Below are 19,803 nucleotides of genomic sequence, written 5' to 3'. Positions count from 1 at the left end.
CAACCGGCGACTTCGATGCAGGAAGGCCGCCGGTTGCCGCACCCGACCCCCAATCGCCGCTCGCTGATCGCATTGGATGCGCTCAATGCCGTGCTCGCCGACGTGCGCGACGGGCTGGGGCCGTATCTCGCCATCTATCTCGTCGCGGTGCGCGGGCCGAGCCATGGCTGGTCGGAGGCGAGCGCGGGCGCGGTGATGACGATCGCCGGGATCGCGGGCCTGATCGCGCAGGCGCCAGCGGGCGGGCTCGTCGACCGCATCCATGCCAAGCGCGCGCTGCTCGTCGCCGCGGCCGTCGCGGTGACGCTGTCGTCGATCTCGCTGCCGCTGGTCGACGGATTCGCGCCCGTCGTCATCGGCCAGTCGGTCGCCGCGGTCGCCGCCGCGGTCTTCGCGCCCGCCATCGCCGCGATCTCGCTGGGCATCGTCGGCCCCAAGCTCTTCACCCGCCGCGTCGGCCGCAACGAGGCGTTCAACCACGCTGGCAACGCGGTGTCGGCGGGGCTGGCGGGCGTGCTCGCCTTCAGCTTCGGGCCTCAGGTGGTGTTCTGGCTGATGGGCCTGTTCGCGGCGCTCAGTATCGGTGCGACGCTGATGATCGACCCCAGGGCGATCGACCACCGCGTCGCGCGCGGCATGGGCGACGGCGAGGACAAGGGTCCGCCGCAGTCGATCTTCGCGACGCTGCGCAACCATCCGACGATCGCCGCCTTTGCCTGCGCCGCCTTCCTCTTCCACCTGGCGAACGCGGCGATGCTGCCGACCGTCGGCCAGCAGCTGGCACGGATCGTCGGGAGCGGCAGCGCCACGTCGCTGGTTGCCGCTTGCATCGTCGGCGCGCAGGTGGTGATGGTCCCGGTCGCGCTGATCGTCGGTGCGCGCACCGATCGCTGGGGGCGCAAGCCGCTGTTTCTCGCGGCGTTCGCGATGCTGACGCTGCGCGGGTTTCTCTATCCGCTGTCTGACGCCCCCGCGTGGCTACTTGGCGTCCAGTTGCTCGACGGGATCGGCGCGGGCATCTTCGGCGCGCTGTTCCCGATCGTCATCGCCGACATGACGCGCGGCACCGGGCGGTTCAATGTGGCGCAGGGGGCGGTGGCGACGGTGCAGGGCCTCGGCGGCGCACTGTCCGCCAGCCTTGCCGGGTCGATCGTCGTGCTCGGCGGCTTCGGTCCCGCCTATTGGACGCTGGCGGGCGTCGGTGCGGCGGGGCTAATCTTCTACGCGCTGTTCATTCCCGAAACCCGCCCGCGAGAGATCGCCGATGGAACGCTTCACCCTCGCCTCGCATGAGGGCGTACCGAACAATCCCGCCTTAGCCGTGCGCTGCTATCGCGGCGCGGCGGACGGTGCGGCAGCGTTCGAGGCGTTGTTCGAGGCGAATGGCTGGCCGCCGCAGTGGCGGGACGGGGTGTTCGACTATCACCACTACCACTCGACCGCGCACGAGGTGTTGGGCTGCTTCGCCGGAAGCGCGACGCTGACGATCGGTGGCCCGGGCGGGCGGACGATCGAGATCGGCGCGGGCGACGCGCTGATGCTGCCCGCCGGCACCGGGCACAAATGCGAGACGGCGAGCGACGATTTCGCCGTCGTCGGCGCCTATCCCGCCGGACAGGACTGGGACGTGGTGACGAAGCCGGCCGACGACGCGATCCGCGCCCACATCGCGGCAGTGCCGGTCCCGGACCGCGATCCGGTGACCGGCGCGCCGTTCTAGCCGATCAGATCGGCCCGATCGAAAAGCGGCACCGCCTCTCGCGCCACGACCGACGCGAGCGGACTGTCCGGCGGCGGCGGCAGCGTCACGTCTGCGTGCACCGACAGGTCGCTCGCCTCTATCGCAGCGGCCACCGCGAGCAGCGCCGCCGCATCGAGATTTCCCAGGATCAGCAGATCGACATCGGAGCCCGGCCGATGGTCGCCCCTCGCCCGCGAGCCGTAGAGCAGCACCTGCTCGATACGATCGGCGAACGGGGCCAGCGCCTCGCGAAGCGCCGCACGCTGCGCGATCGTCAATCCGCCGCTCATCCGGCGCGAGCGCTCATGTCGTCGCGCAGCGCCACCAGCGTCGGCAGATGCCGCTCACCGATCGCCACCAGTCCCGCGTCGCGCATCGTTTCGTCATAAGTATGCGACAGTTGATGGCGCAGCTTGCTCGCGGCCATCCACGCATCGCCATCCTCAACGATCCCCGCGGCAAAGGCGGCGCGGATCACGCTGGCCGACGTGACGGTGTCGGGCGGCGATCCCTCCGCGACGAGGAAGTCGGCCATCAGCTTCCAGCCGAGCTCCCAGGCGATCTCGTACCGCTGGACCAGCCCGGCCTTCTCCAGCTCGGACAACGGCCGCTCGCGTCCCAGCGTCACCGCTTCGCCCAGCAGGTCGACGGCGCGCCGGTAATTGGCGAGCCGCTGGTGCCAGCGAAGAGGCGCCCCGGCGCTCATGCCGGCACCGCGACCTCGTAAGCGGCCGTCGTCTTGGCCGCGACTTCCTCGGCCGTCACGCCGGGCGCCAGTTCGACCAGCCGGAACGGGCTGTCATGGTCGGGGCGCTGGAAGACGCAGAGGTCGGTGACGATCATGTCGACGACGTTCTTGCCGGTGAGGGGCAGCGTGCAGTCGGGGATGAACTTCGGGCTGCCGTCCTTGGCGGTGTGCTCCATCACGACGATGATCTTCTTGACCCCGGCGACGAGGTCCATGGCGCCGCCCATGCCCTTGATCATCTTGCCGGGGATCATCCAGTTGGCGATGTCGCCGCCCTGGCTCACTTCCATCGCACCGAGGACGGTGAGGTCGATATGCCCGCCGCGGATCATCGCGAAACTGTCGGCCGAGCTGAAATAGACCGAGTGCGGCAGCTCGCTGATCGTCTGCTTGCCCGCGTTGATGAGGTCGGGGTCCTCCTCGCCCGCAAACGGGAACGGGCCGATGCCGAGCATGCCGTTTTCCGACTGGAGCGTCACCGTCACGCCCTCGGGAATGTGATTCGCCACCAGCGTCGGGATGCCGATGCCGAGATTGACGTAGAAGCCGTCACGCAGCTCGCGCGCGGCGCGCGCCGCCATGTCGTCGCGTGTCCAGGGCATCTTACTTCTCCTTTGGCGTCCAGCGCTTGTCGGCGGGAAACAGGTCGTCGAAGGTCCCGCCTTCCCAGCCGCCGTACAGCGCGTTGGGAATGAGGAACCAGCCATTGCCCCACAGAGGCGCGATCGCGGCATTCTGGGCCAGCGCACGGCGTGCGGGCGTCGACAGTCCACGATCGTTGAAGGCGTCGGCGAAGTCGCCGAGATTGTCGCCCGCCATCGCGATCACGCAATATTTCGCGTCGATTGCGGCGCGGCGCGGGTCCTTGGCCGAGCCGGGCGCGACGTCACCCTTCAAGAACAAGGTCTCGCCCGGCACCGCATTGTCGATCCCGACCGAGGCGAGCGCCGCCGCGGTGGAGGCCGCGGCCGATCGATCGCGGTTCGAGTTGAAGACGACGGTCACGCCCGCGCGGCGGATCGCGGTGATCGCCTCGACCACCCCGGGCACCGGCTCGACCGCGTTCGCGCCGTCCCGCTCCCACTGCGCCCAGCGCTCGGGATCGAACGGCGGGTCGCCGCGCACCGCGCTGTCGTAATTGGCGCCGGTGTTGAGCAGCACCGTCTCGTCGATGTCGTAGACAACCGCGCGGGGCCGGTTGCCGCAGGCACCGAAGCGCGGCGCGGCGGGCGTCGATCCCGCGGACAGCACGACGCTCGACGCCGGCCCCTTTGCGTGCGCGGCCACGAACGCGGCCATCGCCAGATGCGCCTGGCGTGACAGCACCGCCGCTTCGCCCGAGCCCAGTTGCCAGCGATACTGCCTCCCCGGCTGCGTCGATACCGCCGCAGTCGCGGCCGGCGGCGGGGTCGCCGCGCACGCCGACAGCGCCAGTGCCGATGCGGCGAGCGTCAGGGCGCGGATCACGCGGCCGCCCGCTCGCGCACGGTGCGGAACTCGATCTTCTTGTCGTAGGGAGCGCCGACGATCATCCGCTTCACATAGATACCGGGCAGGTGGATCGCGTCGGGGTCGAGGCTGCCGACCGGCACCACTTCCTCGACCTCGGCGACGCAGATGTTGGCGGCGGTCGCCATCGGCTGGTTGAAGTTGCGCGCGGTCTTGCGGAAGATGAGGTTGCCCATCTCGTCCGCCTTCCACCCCTTGATGATCGACAGGTCGGCACGGATGCCGCGCTCGAGGATATATTCCTCGCCGTTGAAGAGCTTTGTTTCCTTGCCCTCGGCCACCTTCGTGCCGACGCCGGTCTTGGTATAGAAGCCGGGGATCCCCGCGCCGCCCGCGCGGCAGCGTTCGGCGAGCGTCCCCTGCGGACAGAATTCGACCTCGAGCTCGCCGGCCAGATACTGGCGCTCGAACTCCTTGTTCTCACCGACATAGGACGAGATCATCTTCTTCACCTGGCGCGTGCGAAGGAGCTTGCCGAGGCCTTCATTGTCGATGCCGGCATTGTTGCTGGCGATCGTCAGGTCCTTCACGCCCGACTCGCGGATCGCATCGATCAGCCGCTCCGGGATGCCGCACAGGCCGAAGCCGCCCGCACAGATCGTCATCCCGTCGTGCAGCAGGCCTTCGAGCGCGGCGGCGGCATCGGGGTAGAGCTTCTGCATGGGCTGATCCTTCTCCGGGCTCGCCTGTCGGCCGAGCATTTGGCGGCTGACTACAAAGGAGAAACGGCGCGCGCAATCGCCGAAGATTGCGGGCCGCCGCGCGGCATGCCTAACTTCGATCATGGCTATCGACACGCTGCCCGCCGCCCTTAATCTCGCCCGCACGGGCGACTTCGACCGGGCGCGGGCGATGCTGCTGCGGCTGATGGCGGCGGCGCCGGGCGAGGCGGATCCGTGCGTTCTGCTGGCCGGGATCGAGCAGCGGCGGGGCGATGTGGATGGCGAGCGTGCGGCCCTTGCCGAAGCGCTGCGCCGCGCGCCGCGGCACCTGTCCGCGCTGCTGGCGCGCGCCGCGCTTGAACGGCGGACCGGCGACGATCGCGCGGCGGTGCGCTTCTATGCCACCGCGCTCGCGGTCGCCGATCACAGCCCGCCGCCGGCCAGCTTCGACGCGGCGATCGCCGACGCGCGCGCGTTCGTCGCGGGGGCGGGCGAGCGATTCGCCGCCACGCTGGCGGCGGCGATCGACGGCGCGGGGCTCGGCGGCGGGGACCTTCCCCCGCGCGTCGGCGAGGCGATCGAGTTGCTGCTCGGCCGGCGCGAACTCCACCTTCAGCAGCCGTCGATGTTCTATTATCCCGGCCTCGCCCAGCGCGCCTTTTTCGAGCGGGCCGCGTTCGACTGGGTGCCCGCGGTCGAGGCGGCAACCGCCGCGATCCGCGAGGAACTGCTGGCGCTGCTGGCGGGGGATGAGGCGTTCGCCCCCTATGTCCGCTCGATCCCCGACCAGCCGCCGCCCGCCAACCATCTGCTCGACGATCCCGCCTGGGGCGCGGTGCATCTGTTCGAGGGGGGCCAGCCGCACCCAGTTCACGCGGCGCGCTGCCCCGCCACGATCGCGGCGCTTCGCCAAGCGCCGCAGCCGGCGATCGGCACGCGGTCGCCGATGGCGCTGTTCTCCCGCCTCAAACCCGGCACGCATATCCGCCCGCATCACGGCGTCTTCAATACCCGCCTCATCTGCCACCTGCCGCTGATCGTGCCCGATGGCTGCGGGATGCGCGTGGGTGCCGACACGCGCGAATGGCGAGAGGGTGAGCTCCTGATCTTCGACGACAGTTTCGAGCATGAAGCCTGGAATCGCGGCACCGGCGACCGCGTGGTGCTGCTGTTCGAAATCTGGCGCCCGGACATCGGCGCGGATGAGCGCGTGGCACTGACGGCGCTGCTCGGCGCGGTCGAGGCGCACGGCATCGCGGCGGAGGCATAGCGCCGCCCGACGAACGCCGTTACACCCGCGGCAAAAGTATCGGGAGAGACGTTCGTGACCCTTCGCACCGGCGGCCGCATTCTTGTCGACAATCTGGTGGCGCAGGGCTGCGACCGGTTGTTCCAGGTGCCGGGCGAGAGTTTCCTCGCGGTGCTCGACGCACTGGTCGACGTGCCCACGATCGACGTGGTGACGTGCCGGCAGGAAGGCGGCGTCACCTTCATGGCCTCCGCCGACGGCAAGATGACCGGGCGGCCGGGCATCGCCTTCGTCACGCGCGGGCCGGGGGCGACGAACGCCTCGATCGGGGTGCACGTGGCGATGCAGGATTCGCTGCCGATGATCCTGTTCATCGGCGATATCGACCGCGGCACGCGCCACCGCGAGGCGTTCCAGGAAATCGACTTCGAGGCGATGTTCGCGCCGATCGCCAAATGGGCCGCGCGGATCGACGATGCCGCGCGCATTCCCGAATATGTCGCGCGCGCCTATGCCACCGCGATGAACGGCCGCCCCGGTCCCGTCGTGCTGGCGCTGCCCGAGGACATGCTGCTCGACCGGGTTGAGGTCGCCGACCGCCCGCGCGTCGAGAAGCTGCGCCAGGCCCCCGACGCGCAAGCGATGGACCGCCTCGCCGACCTGATCCGCGCGGCCGAGCGGCCGGTCGCGATCGTCGGCGGCGCGGGCTGGTGCGACGGCACCGCCACCGCGTTCGCCAGCGCCGCCACCCGCATCGGCCTGCCCGTCGCCGCCGCGTTTCGGCAGCAGGATTCGGTGTCGAACGACATGCCTGTCTATGCCGGCAATCTCGGCTACGGCCCCTGCCCTTTGCTGCCCAAACGGATCAAGGAAGCCGACCTGCTGATCGTGGTCGGCGCGCGGCTGGGCGAGGCGACGACCGACGGCTACACGCTCATCACGCCCGAGCATCCCGGCCAGACGGTCGTCCACGTCCATCCCGACCCGACCGAACTCAACCGCGTCTATTGCACCGACCTGGCCATCTGCGCCGACATGCGCAGCTTCGCGCGCGCGCTCGATACGCTCGGCGACCTGCCGCATTTCGACAGCGGCGCGGCGGCGCATGCCGAATGGCTCGACTGGTCCGATCCCAAGCCCCGCGACGGCGTGCCGATGGATCTCGGCCCGTGCGTGAAGGTCATGCGAGAGGCGCTGCCCGCCGACACGATGATCTGCAACGGCGCGGGCAATTTCTCGGGCTGGTGGCACCGCTACTGGCGCTATGCGGGGCCGTGCAGCCAGCTTGCCCCCACCGCCGGCGCAATGGGATACGGCACCCCCGCCGCGATCGCCGCGGCGCTGCGCCATCCGAGCCGCACCGTGGCGGCGATCGCGGGCGACGGCGACTTCCTGATGAACGGACAGGAACTGGCGACCGCGGTCCAGCACGGCGCGAACCTGATCGTCCTCGTCGTCGACAATGGCGGCTACGGTACGATCCGCATGCATCAGGAGCGCGAGTTTCCCGGCCGCGTGTCGGCCACACGCCTGTCCAACCCCAACTTCGCCGCGCTCGCCCGCGCTTATGGCGCGACAGCGGAGACGATCGACCGGACCGAGGATTTCGCCGCCGCGCTGGACCGCGCGAAGGCGGGCAGCGGCGTCCGCCTGCTCCACATCCGCACCGATATCGAAGTCATCAATTTCGCGACTACGATCGAGGCGTTGCGGGCGCGTTAAGTTGCGCTAGAAGAACTCGGCGACAGGACACGAAGATGATAGCCTTACCCTTTGCACAGGTTGTCGCGGTAGCACCTGCCGAGGCGCCGACCAATCCTCCGAGCGCTCCGACAGATGATGGGGCCCTGTTATGGCGCGACTTACGCACGGGCATGACCCCCGAGAAAACCGTAGAGGTGCTCGCCAAGATTGAAGGGGTGAGCGGAGCTGTCGTGAAACGCGATAGGAGAAATCGCTTCAAGTCAATCAGTATTACCTATGCTCCAACAGGTGTCTTGATTGGCAACTTCAAGGTTTCAATAAGCCCTGTATTTGAAAACGATCGCTTGGCTGAGGTGAGCCTTTCAGGCTCAGGATGTGCAAAGGCCGAAATTGAGCGCCTGAAGACGGTACGAGATTCGCTCGGTTCTAAATATGCAAAATCTGGTCGAGAGCGGGTTGTTGATGAAGACGGCGTCGAAATTGAGCAACGTGTAGCGTTCTGGAACGACGAGACACGAGTAAGATTGAGTTGGCAAGTCGACGCCCCTAACGATGCCTACGTCGCAAGCTCTGGACGAGGCGTTGATGGCGCTCTTGCAGGCTTAGCTAACCTCATGGCGCAGAGCGCTCGCGACGCGGCAATAAGGAGATGCCCGGAAGACGCGGGAGTCGGCATTCAAACCGTGGTAAATTACTCCTCTCAGGCCGCGTTTTTGGAACAGCACGCTGTCGAAACTCAAAAGCGTGAGGAGAAACGAAAGGCGACTCGCGACGCGCTTTGAAACCACGCTCCCTAAAGCAAAACGGCCGCCCGTCAAAAGACGAGCGGCCGATTAGCTCAAGTCAAGACTTGAGGTCGATCAGACCTTGTCGCCCAGCGCACCCTTGATCGCGCCGCCAGCCTGCTGGGCCTTGCCCTTGGCCTCCTGCGCCTGACCCTCAGCGCGGGTCTCGGGGTTGTCCGACTTCTGCTTCACGTCGCCGATAGCTTCGTTGACCTTGCCCTTGATCTTATCGACCAGCTCGCCCATCGAAATTCTCCTTACACGATACCACGGCACCATTTGCGCCGTTCGTCATGTAAAACCGATCAACCGGCCGCCGGTTCCAAACCTAGATCAAACCAGCCAGCGGGCTTGACGGGTCGGCATAACGGCGCTTCGCCATCCGCCCGGCGCGATAGCCCATTCGCCCCGCCTCCACCGCCGCCTTCATCGCCGCGGCCATCAGGATCGGGTCCTTCGCCTCGGCGATCGCGGTGTTCATGAGCACGCCGTCGCAGCCCAGCTCCATCGCCCGCGCCGCGTCCGACGCTTGTCCGACGCCAGCATCGACCAGCACGGGGACGCCCGCCCCCTCGACGATCAGGCGGATCGTCACCTCGTTCTGGATGCCGAGGCCCGAGCCGATCGGCGCGCCGAGCGGCATGATCGCCACCGCGCCAGCCTCTTCGAGCTGCTTGGCGGCGATTGGGTCGTCGGTACAATAGACCATCGGCTTGAACCCCTCGCGCACCAGCACTTCGGTCGCTTTCAGTGTCTCGCGCATGTTGGGATAGAGCGTCCGCGCCTCGCCCAGCACCTCCAGCTTGACGAGGTCCCAGCCCCCCGCCTCGCGCGCCAGCCGCAGCGTGCGGATCGCGCTGTCGGCGTCGAAGCAGCCGGCGGTGTTGGGAAGATAGGTTACACGCTTGGGGTCGATGAAGTCGGTGAGCATCGGCGCATTGGGGTCGCTCACATTCACGCGCCGGACCGCCACGGTGACGATCTCCGCCCCCGACGCCTCGACCGCGGCGGCGTTCTGCGCGAAGTCCTTGTATTTGCCCGTGCCGACGATCAGCCGCGAGCGGAAAGTGCGGCCGGCGACGGTCCACGTATCCGCGTCGAGGGCCGCAGCATGGTCGCCGCCGCCCACGAAGTGCACGATCTCCAGCTCGTCGCCGTCCTCGACGCGCACGTCCTTAAGCGTCGAGCGCGGCACGACTTCCATGTTTCGTTCGACCGCCACCTTTTCGGGGACAAGGCCGAGCTCGCTCGCGAGGTCAGCCAGCGTCAGGCCGTCCTTCACGCGCTTGTGCTCGCCGTTCACGCGGATCGAGATGGTGCCGTCGCTGTGCATCGCCGTCCTTCGATGTCGTTTGTCGCCTTAACCATCGCTCGACTTCGGACCGATGGTGCGGGTATGGAAGGCGCTCGATCTAGGCGCCGTCCGCCGCGCCCGCAACCGGAAGCGCCGATGGCCGATCTCGTCTATGTCCTCAACGGTCCGAACCTCAACCTGCTCGGCACTCGCGAGCCGGATATCTACGGCGCCGACACGCTCGACGACATTGCGGGCATGCTCGAGGATCGGGCGCGCGAGCTGGGGCTGGAGGTAGAGGTGCGCCAGTCGAACCATGAAGGACACCTCGTCGACTGGCTGCACGAGGCGCAGGCGGAGGGGGCGCGCGCCGTCCTCCTCAATGCTGCCGCCTTCACCCACACCTCTGTCGCTCTGCACGACGCGATCAAGGCGATCCGGACGCCGGTGATCGAGGTCCATTTGTCCAACCCGCACAAGCGCGAGTCCTTTCGCCACAAGAGCTATGTGGGGATGGCCGCGCACGGCACCATCGCGGGCTTCGGCGCGCAGAGCTACGTCCTCGCGCTTGAAGCCGCCGCACGGCTGGCCTAAAGGGCCGCACTTTTATTGGGAAGCAACAGTCGCATGTCAGAAGAGAGCGAAGGCAAACGCCACATGCGCGTCGATATCGAGCTGGTCCGTCAGCTGGCCGGCGTGCTCGACGAGACGCAGTTGACCGAGATCGAGGTCGAGGACGGCGAGCGCCGGGTCCGCGTCGCGCGCGAAGTCACCGTCGCGCCGATGATGCACGCCGCCCCCGCCTATGCCCCGACGATCGCGCACGCGCCGCAGCCGGTTGCTGCCGCGCCCGCCGCCGCGGAAACCGGCGCGTCGGCCCCTGCGATCGCGGCTAATGCGGTCAAGTCGCCGATGGTCGGCACCGCCTATCTCGCGGCCGAACCGGGCGCCAAGCCCTTCGCCGCGGTGGGCCAGACGGTCGCCGCCGGCGACACGCTCCTCATCATCGAGGCCATGAAGGTCATGAACCCGATCGTCGCGCCGGCCGCGGGCACCGTCACACAGGTGTTGATCGAAAACGGCCAGCCCGTCGAGTTCGACCAGCCGCTAATCGTCGTCAGCTAAGATGCCGCAGATCAAGAAGCTGCTGATCGCCAATCGTGGCGAGATCGCGCTGCGCATCCACCGCGCCTGCCATGAAATGGGCATCAAGACGGTGGCGGTGCACTCGACCGCGGATGCCGACGCGATGCACGTGCGGCTGGCGGACGAGGCGATCTGCATCGGCCCGCCGCCCGCCGGCGAGAGCTATCTCAACATCCCCAACATCATTTCGGCCGCCGAAATCTCAGGCGCCGACGCGATCCATCCGGGTTACGGCTTCCTCAGCGAGAACGCCAAGTTCGCCGAGATCGTCGAGCTGCATAACATCCTGTTCGTGGGGCCGAAGCCCGAGCATATCCGCGTGATGGGCGACAAGGTGGAGGCCAAGCGCACTGCCGGCGCGCTCGGCCTGCCGCTCGTCCCCGGCTCCGACGGCGCGGTCAGTGACATCGCCGAGGCCAAGGCGATCGCCGAGCGGATCGGCTATCCGGTCATCATCAAGGCCGCGAGCGGCGGCGGCGGGCGCGGGATGAAGGTCTGCAACGCCCCCGACCAGCTCGAAACGCTGATGCAGCAAGCGGGCAGCGAGGCGAAAGCGGCGTTCGGCGATGCCACCGTCTATATCGAGAAGTATCTCGGCAATCCGCGCCACATCGAGTTCCAGGTGTTCGGCGACGGCGATGGCAATGCCATCCACCTGGGCGAGCGCGACTGCTCGCTCCAGCGCCGCCACCAGAAGGTGCTGGAGGAAGCGCCCTCCCCTGTCCTCGGCGCGGAGGATCGCGCGCGGATGGGCGGCATCGTCGCCAAGGCGATGGCCGACATGGGCTATCGCGGCGCGGGCACGATCGAGTTCCTGTGGGAAAACGGCGAATTCTACTTCATCGAGATGAACACCCGGCTGCAGGTGGAGCATCCGGTGACCGAGATGATCACCGGCGTCGACCTGGTCCGCGAACAGATCCGCGTCGCCGAGGGTCACGGCCTGTCGGTGAAACAGGAGGATATCCGCTTCACCGGCCACGCGATCGAATGCCGCATCAACGCCGAGGATGCGCGCACCTTCGCGCCGTCTCCCGGCAAGGTCACCTATTTCCATGCGCCGGGCGGCATGCACGTGCGCGTCGATAGCGGGCTCTACGCGGGCTACCGCATCCCGCCTTATTATGATTCGATGATCGCCAAGCTGATCGTCTATGGCCGCACGCGCGAGGGGTGCCTGATGCGCCTTCGCCGCGCGCTCGAGGAGTTCGTGGTCGAGGGGGTCAAGACGACGATCCCGCTGCACCAGGCGCTGCTCGACGATCCCGAGTTCCAGTCGGGCGACTATACGATCAAGTGGCTCGAGGAATGGCTCGCGAAGGACGCGTGAGCCGATGATGGATCGTCCGGCGCCGCCAGCTGTTGGCGCCGGATGACCAAGATCACCCCCGCCGACCACCCCTTCCTCGAACGCGCGATCGAGCTCGCCGCCGAAGCCGATGCGGCGGGCGACCATCCGTTCGGTTCGCTGCTCGTCGATCCCGACGGCAACGTGCTTGCGGAGGATCGCAATCGCGCGGTGAGCGTCGATGCCACCCGGCATCCCGAGTTCACGCTCGCGCGTTGGGCCGCGCACAATCTCGACGAGGCGGCGCGCCGGTCGGCGACGCTTTACACCTCGACCGAGCATTGCCCGATGTGCGCCGCCGCGCATGGCTGGGTCGGGCTTGGCCGCATCGTCTATGCGAGTTCCGCGGGGCAGCTCGCCGGCTGGTTGGCCGAAGCGGGGGCCGAGCCGTCACCCGTGCGCGCGATCCCGATCGAGCAGGTGTCGCCCGACACACCCGTCGCCGGTCCGTGGGAGGCCGCGGCCGATCGGCTGCGCCAGCTCCATCAGGACAATTACCGGCGCCGCGAGGCTTAACCGCGCGGCATCGATCCTTCGATCCGGTTGATTCGCTCGACCTCTCGCTGGTTCTGCTCCCGAGCGTCGGCGAGCAGCGTCTCCAGCGAGGGATAGGGTGGCTTGCCCTCGGCCGCGCGGTCGATCGCCAGCTTCTCGATATCGGCGAGCGCGCCTGCGGTGCCGCTGCGCAGCGTGTCGAGTTCGGCGAGCGCCACCTGCGCGGCGATCCACGGCTCGCTGCCCGCCGACGCGCCCTTCGCCCGCGCGGCCAGCCGCTCGGCCTCGCCCGCCTTGTCGGCAAAGGCGGCGCCTGCCTTCGCGAGCGCGCCCTTCGCCTTCGCTACCTGTGCGTCGAGTGCGGCGTCGGGCGTCGCCACCGGCTCGGGCTTGGGCGCCGGATCGGCGAAACCCCGCTTCTCGATCGGCCGCGGCAGCAGCGAGGGATAGCCGTCCTCCCCCCGACTGGCGCAGGCGGCGAGGAGAGCAAGGGCGGACAGGACAAGGAGGGAGCGCATCACCCCTCAACGCGTATCGCCGCATTTTTTTGCACGCAACGGGGTTGCGCGGTCCGCAAACGCCGTTTAGAGGCCCCCTCCTACCGCGCACCCGTAGCTCAGCTGGATAGAGCATCAGACTACGAATCTGAGGGTCGGACGTTCGAATCGTTCCGGGTGCGCCATTTTTCCCACATCGTCGGTATTGCACGGTCAACCCATCGGACTGGCGTTCGTCGCATTGCGCGTAGCATCGTCGAAAAGCCCCTTGTGACTTTATAACATCGCGGTACACAGGCGCGTCTTTCCCCAAGCGTACCGGAATCGTGCCGATGTTGCTTCGTCCCCTGCTGCTCGCCTCCACCATGCTCGTCGCCGCCCCGGCCTTTGCCGAGGACAAGGCGGCGCCCGCCGCCGCTGACACCCCCGCACCCGCAGAGGCACAGCGCGGCGACCATTCGCAGGATCGCACCGACATCATCGTCACCGCGCCCTATGAGCAGACGCAGGGCGACATCCTGTCGGGCACGTCGGTGCTGACCGGCCAGGCGCTGACCCGCGACCTGCGCCCCTCGATCGGCGACACGCTGGCGCGGCTGCCGGGTGTCAGCGCCTCGTCCTTCGGGCCCAGCGCGTCGCGGCCGATCCTGCGCGGCTTTTCGGGCGACCGCGTGCGCGTGCTGATCGACGGCATCGGCTCGGTCGACGCCTCGACCACCTCGGTCGACCACGCGCCGGTCATCAACCCGCTGACCGCCGACCGGATCGAGGTGCTGCGCGGCCCCTCGGCGCTGCTCTTCGGCTCGTCGGCGATCGGCGGCGTCGTCAACGTCATCGACAACCGCATCCCGCGCCGCCTGCCCGAGGAAGCCGTCCACCTCGACGTGATCGGCAATTACGGCACCGCCGCCAAGGAGCGGTCGGTCGCCGGCGAGATTGACGTGCCGATCGCGGGCAAGCTGGTCGCGCATCTCGACGGCAGCTATCTGAAGACCGACGACCTGCGTACCGGCGGCTATCTGCTCAGCCCCGAACTGCGCGCGCTTGCCGCCTCCAGCGCCGATCCCGACGTGCGCGAGAACGCGACCCTACGCGGCCGCATCCCCAACACCGCGTCGGAGACTTGGGAAGTCGCCGGCGGGCTGTCGGTGGTGACCGATCGCGGGCACCTCGGTTTCTCGGTCAGCCATTACGACAGCATTTACGGCGTGCCTGCGCGCATCGGCTATGACGAGACGACCGAGGGCGAGGCCGAGCAGGTGCGTCTGGCGCTCAAGCAGACGCGCTTCGACATTCGCGGCGAGGTCGAGACCGAGGGCTTCCTCGACAAGATCCGCGTCCGCCTCGCCGCCGCCGATTATCGCCATGACGAGATCGAGGATACCGGCGAGGTCGGCACCAGCTTCTTCAACCAGGGCTATGAGGGGCGCCTCGAACTCGTCCAGCGCGCAAAGGGCGGCTGGAAGGGCGCCTCGGGCGTGCAGATGTTCATCCGCGACTTCGACGTGCAGGGCGAAGAGAAGTTCGTGCCGCGCAACACGACCGAGCAGTACGGCGTCTTTACGCTCCAGAGCCTCGACATGGGCCGCTTCCGTGTCGAGGGCGGCGCGCGGTACGAGCAGACCAGCCTGACTGCACAGGCCGACGCCCAGATCGGCACGCCGCGCTACGAGCGCCGCTTCGATGCGATCTCGGGCTCGCTCGGCGCCAGCTATCAGCTGACCGACGGCATCCGCATCGGCCTGAACGGCTCGCACAGCGAGCGCGCACCCGCCGCCGAGGAACTGTTCGCCAATGGCCCGCACGCCGGCACCCAGTCGTACGAGATCGGCGACCCGACCTTCGCCAAGGAAAAGAGCTGGGGACTGGAGGCGACGCTGCGCGGCTCCGCCCCGGGGGTGAGCTTCGCGCTGGCCGGCTATTACAACTGGTTCACCGACTATATCTACCAGTCGCCGACCGGCGAGATCATCGACGACCTGCCGGTGTTCCAGTACGCACAGGCCGATGCCCGCGTCTGGGGTTTCGAGGCGGAGGCCAAGGCCGATCTCGCCACCTTCGGCACGACCAAGCTCAGCGTCGACGGGCTTGCCGACTATGTCCGCACGACGATCACCGGCGTCGGCCCCGCCCCGCGCATCCCGCCGCTGCGCATGCTCGGCGGAATCGAGGCCAATGGCGACAAGGTGAACGGCCGGTTCGAGGTCGAGCACGTGTTCGAGCAGGACCGCGTCACCGATTTCGAGCTGCCGACCAACGGCTACACGATGGTCAACGCCTCGCTTGCTTTCAAGCCGTTCGGCCGCGGCAATGCGACCAGCCTGACGTTGTCGGCGAATAACCTGTTCGATGTCGAGGCGCGCCGCCACGCCAGCTTCCTCAAGGATTTCGCCCCGCTCGCCGGCCGCGACATCCGCGCAACGCTCCGCTTCCAGATCTAAAGGGGGCCGCCGCCCGCCCTTGCCCTCGTTCCCTCGGGCATGGGCGGGCGGCGTGTTTTTCTACCCCCGTTCGGCGAGCTTTCGCTCCCACGCCAGCGCGTCGCGGACGATGCCGTCGAGGTCGTCGTGCTGCGGCCGCCAGGGCAGCGCCGACAGGATCGCGCCGTTGTCCGCGACCAGCGCGTCGGGATCGCCCGCGCGCCGCCCCTCCAGCCGCCGCTCGATCGTCCGGTTGGTGACACGATCGACCGCGTTCAGCACCTCCAGCACCGAATAGCCGCGGCCATAACCGACGTTGAAGGTGCGGCTCTGCGCCGGCTCGGCGATCAGAAGGTCGAGCGCGTCGACATGCGCGGCGGCAAGATCACTGACATGGATATAGTCGCGCACCCCGGTCCCGTCGGGCGTCGCGAAATCGGTGCCGAAGACGGAGACATGGCCCCGCTTGCCGGTCGCCGCCTCCACCGCCACCTTGATGAGGTGGGTGGCCCCCGCCGTCGACTGGCCGCTGCGCCCCTCGGGGTCGGCCCCCGCCACGTTGAAATAGCGCAGCGCCGCGTAATTGAACGTATGCGCCGCGGCAACGTCGGCCAGCATCGCCTCGGTCATCAGCTTGGACATGCCATAGGGGTTGATCGGCGCCTTGGCCGCATCCTCGCGCACCGGCACCTGGTCGGGGATGCCATAGGTCGCGGCGGTCGAGCTGAAGATGAAGTGGCGGACACCGGACGCCACCGCGCTTTCGATCAGGTCGCGCGAGGCGGCGGTGTTGTTCGCATAGTATTTCAGCGGATTCTCGACCGATTCGGGCACAACCACCGATCCGGCAAAATGCATGATGGCGGTGACGCCGTGCTCGGCGATCGCAGCCCGGACCTTGGCGGCATCGCGAATGTCGCCGACGACCAGCGTCGCACGGCTGTCCACCGCCCAGTCGAACCCGGTGACCAGATTGTCGACCACCACCACGCGCCAGCCCGCGTCGAGCAGCGCCAGCACCGCGTGGCTGCCGATATAGCCCGCCCCGCCCGTCACCATCACGCAACCGTCACGCATCTTGCCCGCCCCTTCCCGCTTTCGAAGCGTCCGCCTTACCCGCCCCCTTTGGATCGCGCCACGGCCAACCTATCTTTGGGGTCATTCAGGAGACGAAAGACATGCGTGAGGAAGTGGCGACGCTCGCCGGTGGGTGTTTCTGGTGCACCGAGGCGGTGTTCAACGACGTGATCGGCGTCATTGGCGTCGAGAGCGTCTATATCGGCGGCGAGACCGAGAACCCGACCTACAAGGCTGTGTGCAGCGGCACGACCGGCCATGCCGAGGCGATCCGGGTGACCTTCGACGCCGAACAGGTAAGCTATGGCGACCTGCTCGACATCTTCTTTGCGACGCACGACCCGACGACGCTCAACCGTCAGGGCAACGACGTGGGCACCCAATATCGCTCGGCGATCTTCCCCCACTCGCCCGAGCAGGAGGCCGAGGCGCGCGCCGCGATCGAGCGGAACGCCGGCGAGTGGCCGAACCCGATCGTCACGACGATCGAGCACGCCGACCGCTGGTATCCGGCCGAGGATTATCACCAGGGCTATTGGGACGGCGAGGGTCAGCGCAATCCCTATTGCCTCGCGGTCATCCCGCCCAAGCTCAAGAAGCTGCGCAAGAGCTTTGCCGAGCGGTCGAAGGCGGTCGAAGCCGGCGTCTGACGGAACCGCGGCACGGTCGGCGTGTTGAGCGCCCGCCCGGGCCGTTTCGGTCCCGAATCGGAGATAGACAGATGAAGCGCTTCCTGACCCCCGCCCTCCTCGTCCTCGCCGCCGCGCCGCTGGCCGCCTGCGGCGGCAATGGCGACGATGCGCTCGCCGACCGCGCGAAGCAGCAGGGCGAGGCGCAGGCCGAAGCCGCCGCGATGAACGGCGCGAGCGAGGCCGAGGTCGATCAGATCAAGGAAAATGCCGAGGACCGCGCCGATGCGATCGACGATTCGGACGTCGATGCGCATGAGCTGACCGACGCGCAGAAGAACGCGCTGGTCAACGGCAACTAAGCCTTGTCGGGCGCGGGCGGCGTCGCCGGTTCGGCCGGCAGCGCCGCCTGTTCCCGTGACTGCGCCTTTCGCCGGCGCAGATTGGCGCGTAGCGCTTCCGCCAGCCGCGCCGCTCGATCATCCTCGCGTTCCATTTCGTCTCGATAGATCGAGGACACGCGGGTTGACAATCATCCAGGGCCCACTCATAGGCCCGGCCCTGATCCGCCCCTCGGGACGGACCCGGTGCTGCCGTAGCTCAGTGGTAGAGCGCATCCTTGGTAAGGCTGAGGTCGTGAGTTCAATCCTCACCGGCAGCACCATTTTTCAATAACTTAGATAAAGAAGAGTTCGCCCCGCGGGGGCGGGCCATCACCGGGCCATCACATCGTGAGGCCGGGCGAAGCCGTTATCAGAAAGCTGATCCTTCGGGATGAGCCTGCGCCCCGGTGCAATAGCGACGCGGCGGGCTGGCTCCGAAATCGCACCCATTCTCGCAATGTCACAGCGGCAATCTAACCGATGATGCCAACGCCCGACGTTGCCGCAAGGGCGCGGATCGTTCGTGGGCGGATGATCTCGATCCCGCGACGGGGAACTCAACCTTTCGGGCGCGTCGCATTGCCCGAGTGTCGGGACGCGGCCGTTCACAACCGGGCTCGAGGTCGGTGCTTCCCCGGGGCGATCCATTCCGGAGCGGATCGAACGATGCAATGATCCGGTGGTCGGTGACGCTTTGCGCCTCAACGTGTCCGTCAGGCGCCACCGCCGCGGCACGCGAGACGGTGAACGGCGGCCAAGAGCCGCCGGGAAAACCCCCCCCCACCCCTCCCGGAATCGCGACTCAAGTCCTAAAAATGGGAATGACTTGCATGACGAACGACAATGAAGGCTCTCCAGCGCCCGACGCGGATCGCGTCGGGCTCATCTGGACTCAGCCCTCGGATCGGCGACGACGCCCACCGGCACACTCGCCGCGCACGCCCTGAACAACCTTTACCTGTCGGAGGCACGGCAAGTAGGCTTGGACGTCGCCGCCCGAGCCTGGTTGGCGCTGGACCGGGAAGCCGTGGAAGAGGTCTCTAGGCAGCTCGAGAAGCTCTCGAGAAAAAGTGGGCCCGACTTCGCCCTCCCCGCCCGGGTTGACATGATGGCGGTTTTGGGAACCGTCATCGTCGGAGCCGAGTACCTCGGCTTTGACATCGACCGACCCGGGCTTCACGTCGAGGACGAACTTCCCTCCAACATCTACGGCTCCAACCTGGCGCTGCTGCTGAGCAGCATCGAGAGGATAAGCGCCGATCTACCTTACCACGCGCTTGGAAGACCGGTCATCGTGGAGTGCTTCCGTGGCGATCGGCCGAACGAGCAACTTCAGTTCCCGCCGTTCGACGGCGCCGCGGGCGCAGTCCTCGCGCGCGACATGGATCTGATCGCGGGTGGGGAATACTTCTGCTCCTTCACGCCCGACGACGTCACGAAGCTCGCACACAGCATCGTCGACGACATGCGGCTGTTCTGGAATAACAGCCGCAGGCTCGCGCCGGAGATCGAACAAGTGCTAGCCATCGGCAATCGGACCGTCGGGCACCTGAGGGACGTCAACGTCCACGCCGCCATCGTCGAATACAACGGTGGCAGGTCGTCGAAGGGCTACGCGGTATCCATCGAGTCCGCGGGATGGGAGCATTGCTTTCGCCGAGGCTTGATGGCGCAGCGATACACGCCCACCGCCTATCCACCCGCCGAGCTTGACGCTCGCACCTGCTGCGCGAGACGATGGACAATATCGCCGCCCGGCTACCTGCGTCGCTCTTCCAGCGCATCCATCGCTCGACCATCGTTCGGCGCGACATGATCGACGGTCTTCGCCACGAGGGCGGCGGTGTCTGGGCGGTGGTCCTGCCGAGTGGCACGACGCTTCGTATCGGCCGAAGTTTTCTGGACAAAGTGCGCGCCTCGTGAGCTTGCCGCAAAGAGCTTTCGGTATGAAAGCCCGGTCATGCGGTCCGGTGACTTGAAACTGGCGGAACCGCCTGAAGTTTGATCGGACCAAATGCGGACGCTCAGGCCGGCTATGGCACTGATCGAAAATTGCCGTCGCCGTCCCGCTCACCGATCCGTTGCTGTTCGGGAATCCGTTGGAAATCGGTGCTAT

At 67.5% G+C, this 19,803-nt stretch carries 24 protein-coding genes and 2 tRNA genes; 16 read left to right on the top strand and 10 right to left on the bottom strand.

Going from position 1 to position 19,803, the window contains the following annotated elements:
- The first annotated feature begins 15 nt into the window (after nt 1-15).
- Together FHR19_RS02450 and FHR19_RS02445 are read left to right on the top strand one after the other, a co-directional pair.
- Nucleotides 16-1,293 (top strand): MFS transporter, encoded by a 1,278-nt coding sequence (locus FHR19_RS02450; RefSeq protein WP_184023837.1) that lies wholly within the window; start codon nt 16-18, stop codon nt 1,291-1,293.
- Nucleotides 1,265-1,720 carry a cupin domain-containing protein gene (locus FHR19_RS02445; protein WP_184023834.1) on the top strand — a complete coding sequence of 152 codons (456 nt, stop codon included), beginning with the start codon at nt 1,265-1,267 and terminating at the stop codon, nt 1,718-1,720. Before FHR19_RS02450 ends, FHR19_RS02445 begins: the two co-directional genes overlap by 29 nt.
- Here the strand turns inward: FHR19_RS02445 and FHR19_RS02440 are convergent.
- From FHR19_RS02440 to FHR19_RS02420, 5 genes are read right to left on the bottom strand one after another with little or no spacing between them, the layout of a single operon-like run.
- The gene (locus tag FHR19_RS02440) at nt 1,717-2,031 is read right to left on the bottom strand and encodes a nucleotidyltransferase domain-containing protein (protein ID WP_184023831.1); all 315 of its coding nucleotides are present in this window, start codon (nt 2,029-2,031) and stop codon (nt 1,717-1,719) included. The genes FHR19_RS02445 and FHR19_RS02440 overlap by 4 nt on opposite strands.
- Complete coding sequence (locus FHR19_RS02435; protein ID WP_184023828.1) at nt 2,028-2,447, bottom strand: HI0074 family nucleotidyltransferase substrate-binding subunit; 420 nt, start codon at nt 2,445-2,447, stop codon at nt 2,028-2,030. The genes FHR19_RS02440 and FHR19_RS02435 overlap by 4 nt, the downstream gene beginning before the upstream one ends.
- A complete protein-coding gene (locus FHR19_RS02430) occupies nt 2,444-3,091 on the bottom strand; it encodes a CoA transferase subunit B (protein WP_184023825.1) in 648 nt (215 codons plus the stop codon). The genes FHR19_RS02435 and FHR19_RS02430 overlap by 4 nt, the downstream gene beginning before the upstream one ends.
- Before the next feature lies 1 nt (nt 3,092).
- Complete coding sequence (locus FHR19_RS02425) at nt 3,093-3,956, bottom strand: HAD family acid phosphatase (RefSeq protein WP_184023822.1); 864 nt, start codon at nt 3,954-3,956, stop codon at nt 3,093-3,095.
- Complete coding sequence (locus FHR19_RS02420; protein ID WP_184023820.1) at nt 3,953-4,660, bottom strand: CoA transferase subunit A; 708 nt, start codon at nt 4,658-4,660, stop codon at nt 3,953-3,955. Before FHR19_RS02420 ends, FHR19_RS02425 begins: the two co-directional genes overlap by 4 nt.
- 121 nt (nt 4,661-4,781) lie before the next feature.
- Between FHR19_RS02420 and FHR19_RS02415 the strand changes: the two genes are divergently transcribed.
- The 3 genes from FHR19_RS02415 (at nt 4,782) to FHR19_RS02405 (ending at nt 8,395) form a co-directional block, all read left to right on the top strand.
- Complete coding sequence (locus FHR19_RS02415; RefSeq protein WP_246359259.1) at nt 4,782-5,930, top strand: aspartyl/asparaginyl beta-hydroxylase domain-containing protein; 1,149 nt, start codon at nt 4,782-4,784, stop codon at nt 5,928-5,930.
- Nucleotides 5,931-5,984: 54 nt separating this feature from the next.
- Nucleotides 5,985-7,631 carry a thiamine pyrophosphate-dependent enzyme gene (locus FHR19_RS02410; RefSeq protein ID WP_184023817.1) on the top strand — a complete coding sequence of 549 codons (1,647 nt, stop codon included), beginning with the start codon at nt 5,985-5,987 and terminating at the stop codon, nt 7,629-7,631.
- A gap of 152 nt (nt 7,632-7,783) precedes the next feature.
- Nucleotides 7,784-8,395 (top strand): hypothetical protein, encoded by a 612-nt coding sequence (locus tag FHR19_RS02405; RefSeq protein ID WP_184023814.1) that lies wholly within the window; start codon nt 7,784-7,786, stop codon nt 8,393-8,395.
- A gap of 78 nt (nt 8,396-8,473) precedes the next feature.
- Here FHR19_RS02405 and FHR19_RS02400 read toward each other — a convergent pair whose 3' ends face one another.
- Both FHR19_RS02400 and thiS read right to left on the bottom strand, forming a co-directional pair.
- Nucleotides 8,474-8,644, bottom strand: a complete 171-nt coding sequence (locus tag FHR19_RS02400; protein ID WP_184023812.1) for a CsbD family protein — start codon at nt 8,642-8,644, stop codon at nt 8,474-8,476.
- 82 nt (nt 8,645-8,726) lie between these two features.
- Nucleotides 8,727-9,731, bottom strand: a complete 1,005-nt coding sequence (thiS, locus tag FHR19_RS02395) for a sulfur carrier protein ThiS (protein WP_184023809.1) — start codon at nt 9,729-9,731, stop codon at nt 8,727-8,729.
- A gap of 117 nt (nt 9,732-9,848) precedes the next feature.
- Here thiS and aroQ point away from each other — a divergent pair, with 117 nt between their 5' ends.
- Genes aroQ through FHR19_RS02375 form a run of 4 tightly spaced genes read left to right on the top strand, consistent with a single transcriptional unit; the run spans nt 9,849 to nt 12,702 of the window.
- Nucleotides 9,849-10,286: a type II 3-dehydroquinate dehydratase gene (gene aroQ / locus FHR19_RS02390; protein ID WP_184023806.1), complete on the top strand. Its 438-nt coding sequence runs from the start codon at nt 9,849-9,851 to the stop codon at nt 10,284-10,286.
- Between the two features lie 33 nt (nt 10,287-10,319).
- Entirely contained in the window at nt 10,320-10,817 is a 498-nt protein-coding gene (gene accB, locus FHR19_RS02385; RefSeq protein WP_184023803.1) for an acetyl-CoA carboxylase biotin carboxyl carrier protein, read from the top strand.
- A 1-nt stretch (nt 10,818) separates the two neighbouring features.
- Nucleotides 10,819-12,168, top strand: coding sequence for an acetyl-CoA carboxylase biotin carboxylase subunit (gene accC, locus FHR19_RS02380; protein ID WP_184023800.1), 1,350 nt, complete (start codon nt 10,819-10,821; stop codon nt 12,166-12,168).
- A 42-nt stretch (nt 12,169-12,210) separates the two neighbouring features.
- Nucleotides 12,211-12,702 carry a nucleoside deaminase gene (locus FHR19_RS02375; protein ID WP_184023797.1) on the top strand — a complete coding sequence of 164 codons (492 nt, stop codon included), beginning with the start codon at nt 12,211-12,213 and terminating at the stop codon, nt 12,700-12,702.
- Here the strand turns inward: FHR19_RS02375 and FHR19_RS02370 are convergent.
- A complete protein-coding gene (locus FHR19_RS02370) occupies nt 12,699-13,199 on the bottom strand; it encodes a hypothetical protein (protein WP_184023794.1) in 501 nt (166 codons plus the stop codon). The genes FHR19_RS02375 and FHR19_RS02370 overlap by 4 nt on opposite strands.
- Nucleotides 13,200-13,286: 87 nt before the next feature.
- Here FHR19_RS02370 and FHR19_RS02365 point away from each other — a divergent pair.
- Nucleotides 13,287-13,363, top strand: a tRNA-Arg gene (locus FHR19_RS02365).
- Nucleotides 13,364-13,510: 147 nt separating this feature from the next.
- Nucleotides 13,511-15,619: a TonB-dependent receptor gene (locus tag FHR19_RS02360; protein ID WP_246359258.1), complete on the top strand. Its 2,109-nt coding sequence runs from the start codon at nt 13,511-13,513 to the stop codon at nt 15,617-15,619.
- A 60-nt stretch (nt 15,620-15,679) separates the two neighbouring features.
- On the opposite strand, the gene galE is transcribed toward FHR19_RS02360, so the two are convergent.
- A complete protein-coding gene (gene galE / locus FHR19_RS02355; RefSeq protein WP_184023791.1) occupies nt 15,680-16,675 on the bottom strand; it encodes a UDP-glucose 4-epimerase GalE in 996 nt (331 codons plus the stop codon).
- Between the two features lie 101 nt (nt 16,676-16,776).
- Between galE and msrA the strand changes: the two genes are divergently transcribed.
- Nucleotides 16,777-17,325 (top strand): peptide-methionine (S)-S-oxide reductase MsrA, encoded by a 549-nt coding sequence (msrA, locus tag FHR19_RS02350; RefSeq protein WP_184023788.1) that lies wholly within the window; start codon nt 16,777-16,779, stop codon nt 17,323-17,325.
- A gap of 71 nt (nt 17,326-17,396) precedes the next feature.
- Complete coding sequence (locus FHR19_RS02345) at nt 17,397-17,666, top strand: hypothetical protein (RefSeq protein ID WP_184023784.1); 270 nt, start codon at nt 17,397-17,399, stop codon at nt 17,664-17,666.
- On the opposite strand, the gene FHR19_RS02340 is transcribed toward FHR19_RS02345, so the two are convergent.
- The gene (locus FHR19_RS02340; RefSeq protein WP_184023781.1) at nt 17,663-17,800 is read right to left on the bottom strand and encodes a hypothetical protein; all 138 of its coding nucleotides are present in this window, start codon (nt 17,798-17,800) and stop codon (nt 17,663-17,665) included. The two genes, FHR19_RS02345 and FHR19_RS02340, sit on opposite strands and share 4 nt — an antisense overlap.
- 93 nt (nt 17,801-17,893) lie before the next feature.
- On the opposite strand from FHR19_RS02340, the gene FHR19_RS02335 reads away from it, so the two are divergent.
- From FHR19_RS02335 to FHR19_RS02325, 3 genes are all read left to right on the top strand, one after another.
- Nucleotides 17,894-17,968, top strand: a tRNA-Thr gene (locus tag FHR19_RS02335).
- Between the two features lie 701 nt (nt 17,969-18,669).
- Nucleotides 18,670-19,503, top strand: coding sequence for a hypothetical protein (locus FHR19_RS02330; protein WP_184023778.1), 834 nt, complete (start codon nt 18,670-18,672; stop codon nt 19,501-19,503).
- Entirely contained in the window at nt 19,425-19,610 is a 186-nt protein-coding gene (locus FHR19_RS02325; RefSeq protein WP_184023775.1) for a LytTR family DNA-binding domain-containing protein, read from the top strand. Before FHR19_RS02330 ends, FHR19_RS02325 begins: the two co-directional genes overlap by 79 nt.
- Nucleotides 19,611-19,803 lie beyond the last annotated feature (193 nt).

It is taken from the genome of Sphingomonas yantingensis (genome assembly GCF_014199325.1).
GTDB lineage: Bacteria > Pseudomonadota > Alphaproteobacteria > Sphingomonadales > Sphingomonadaceae > Sphingomonas > Sphingomonas yantingensis.
The sequence above is the reverse complement of the archived record's forward strand: the minus strand, read 5'-3'. Positions and strand labels throughout refer to the sequence as shown.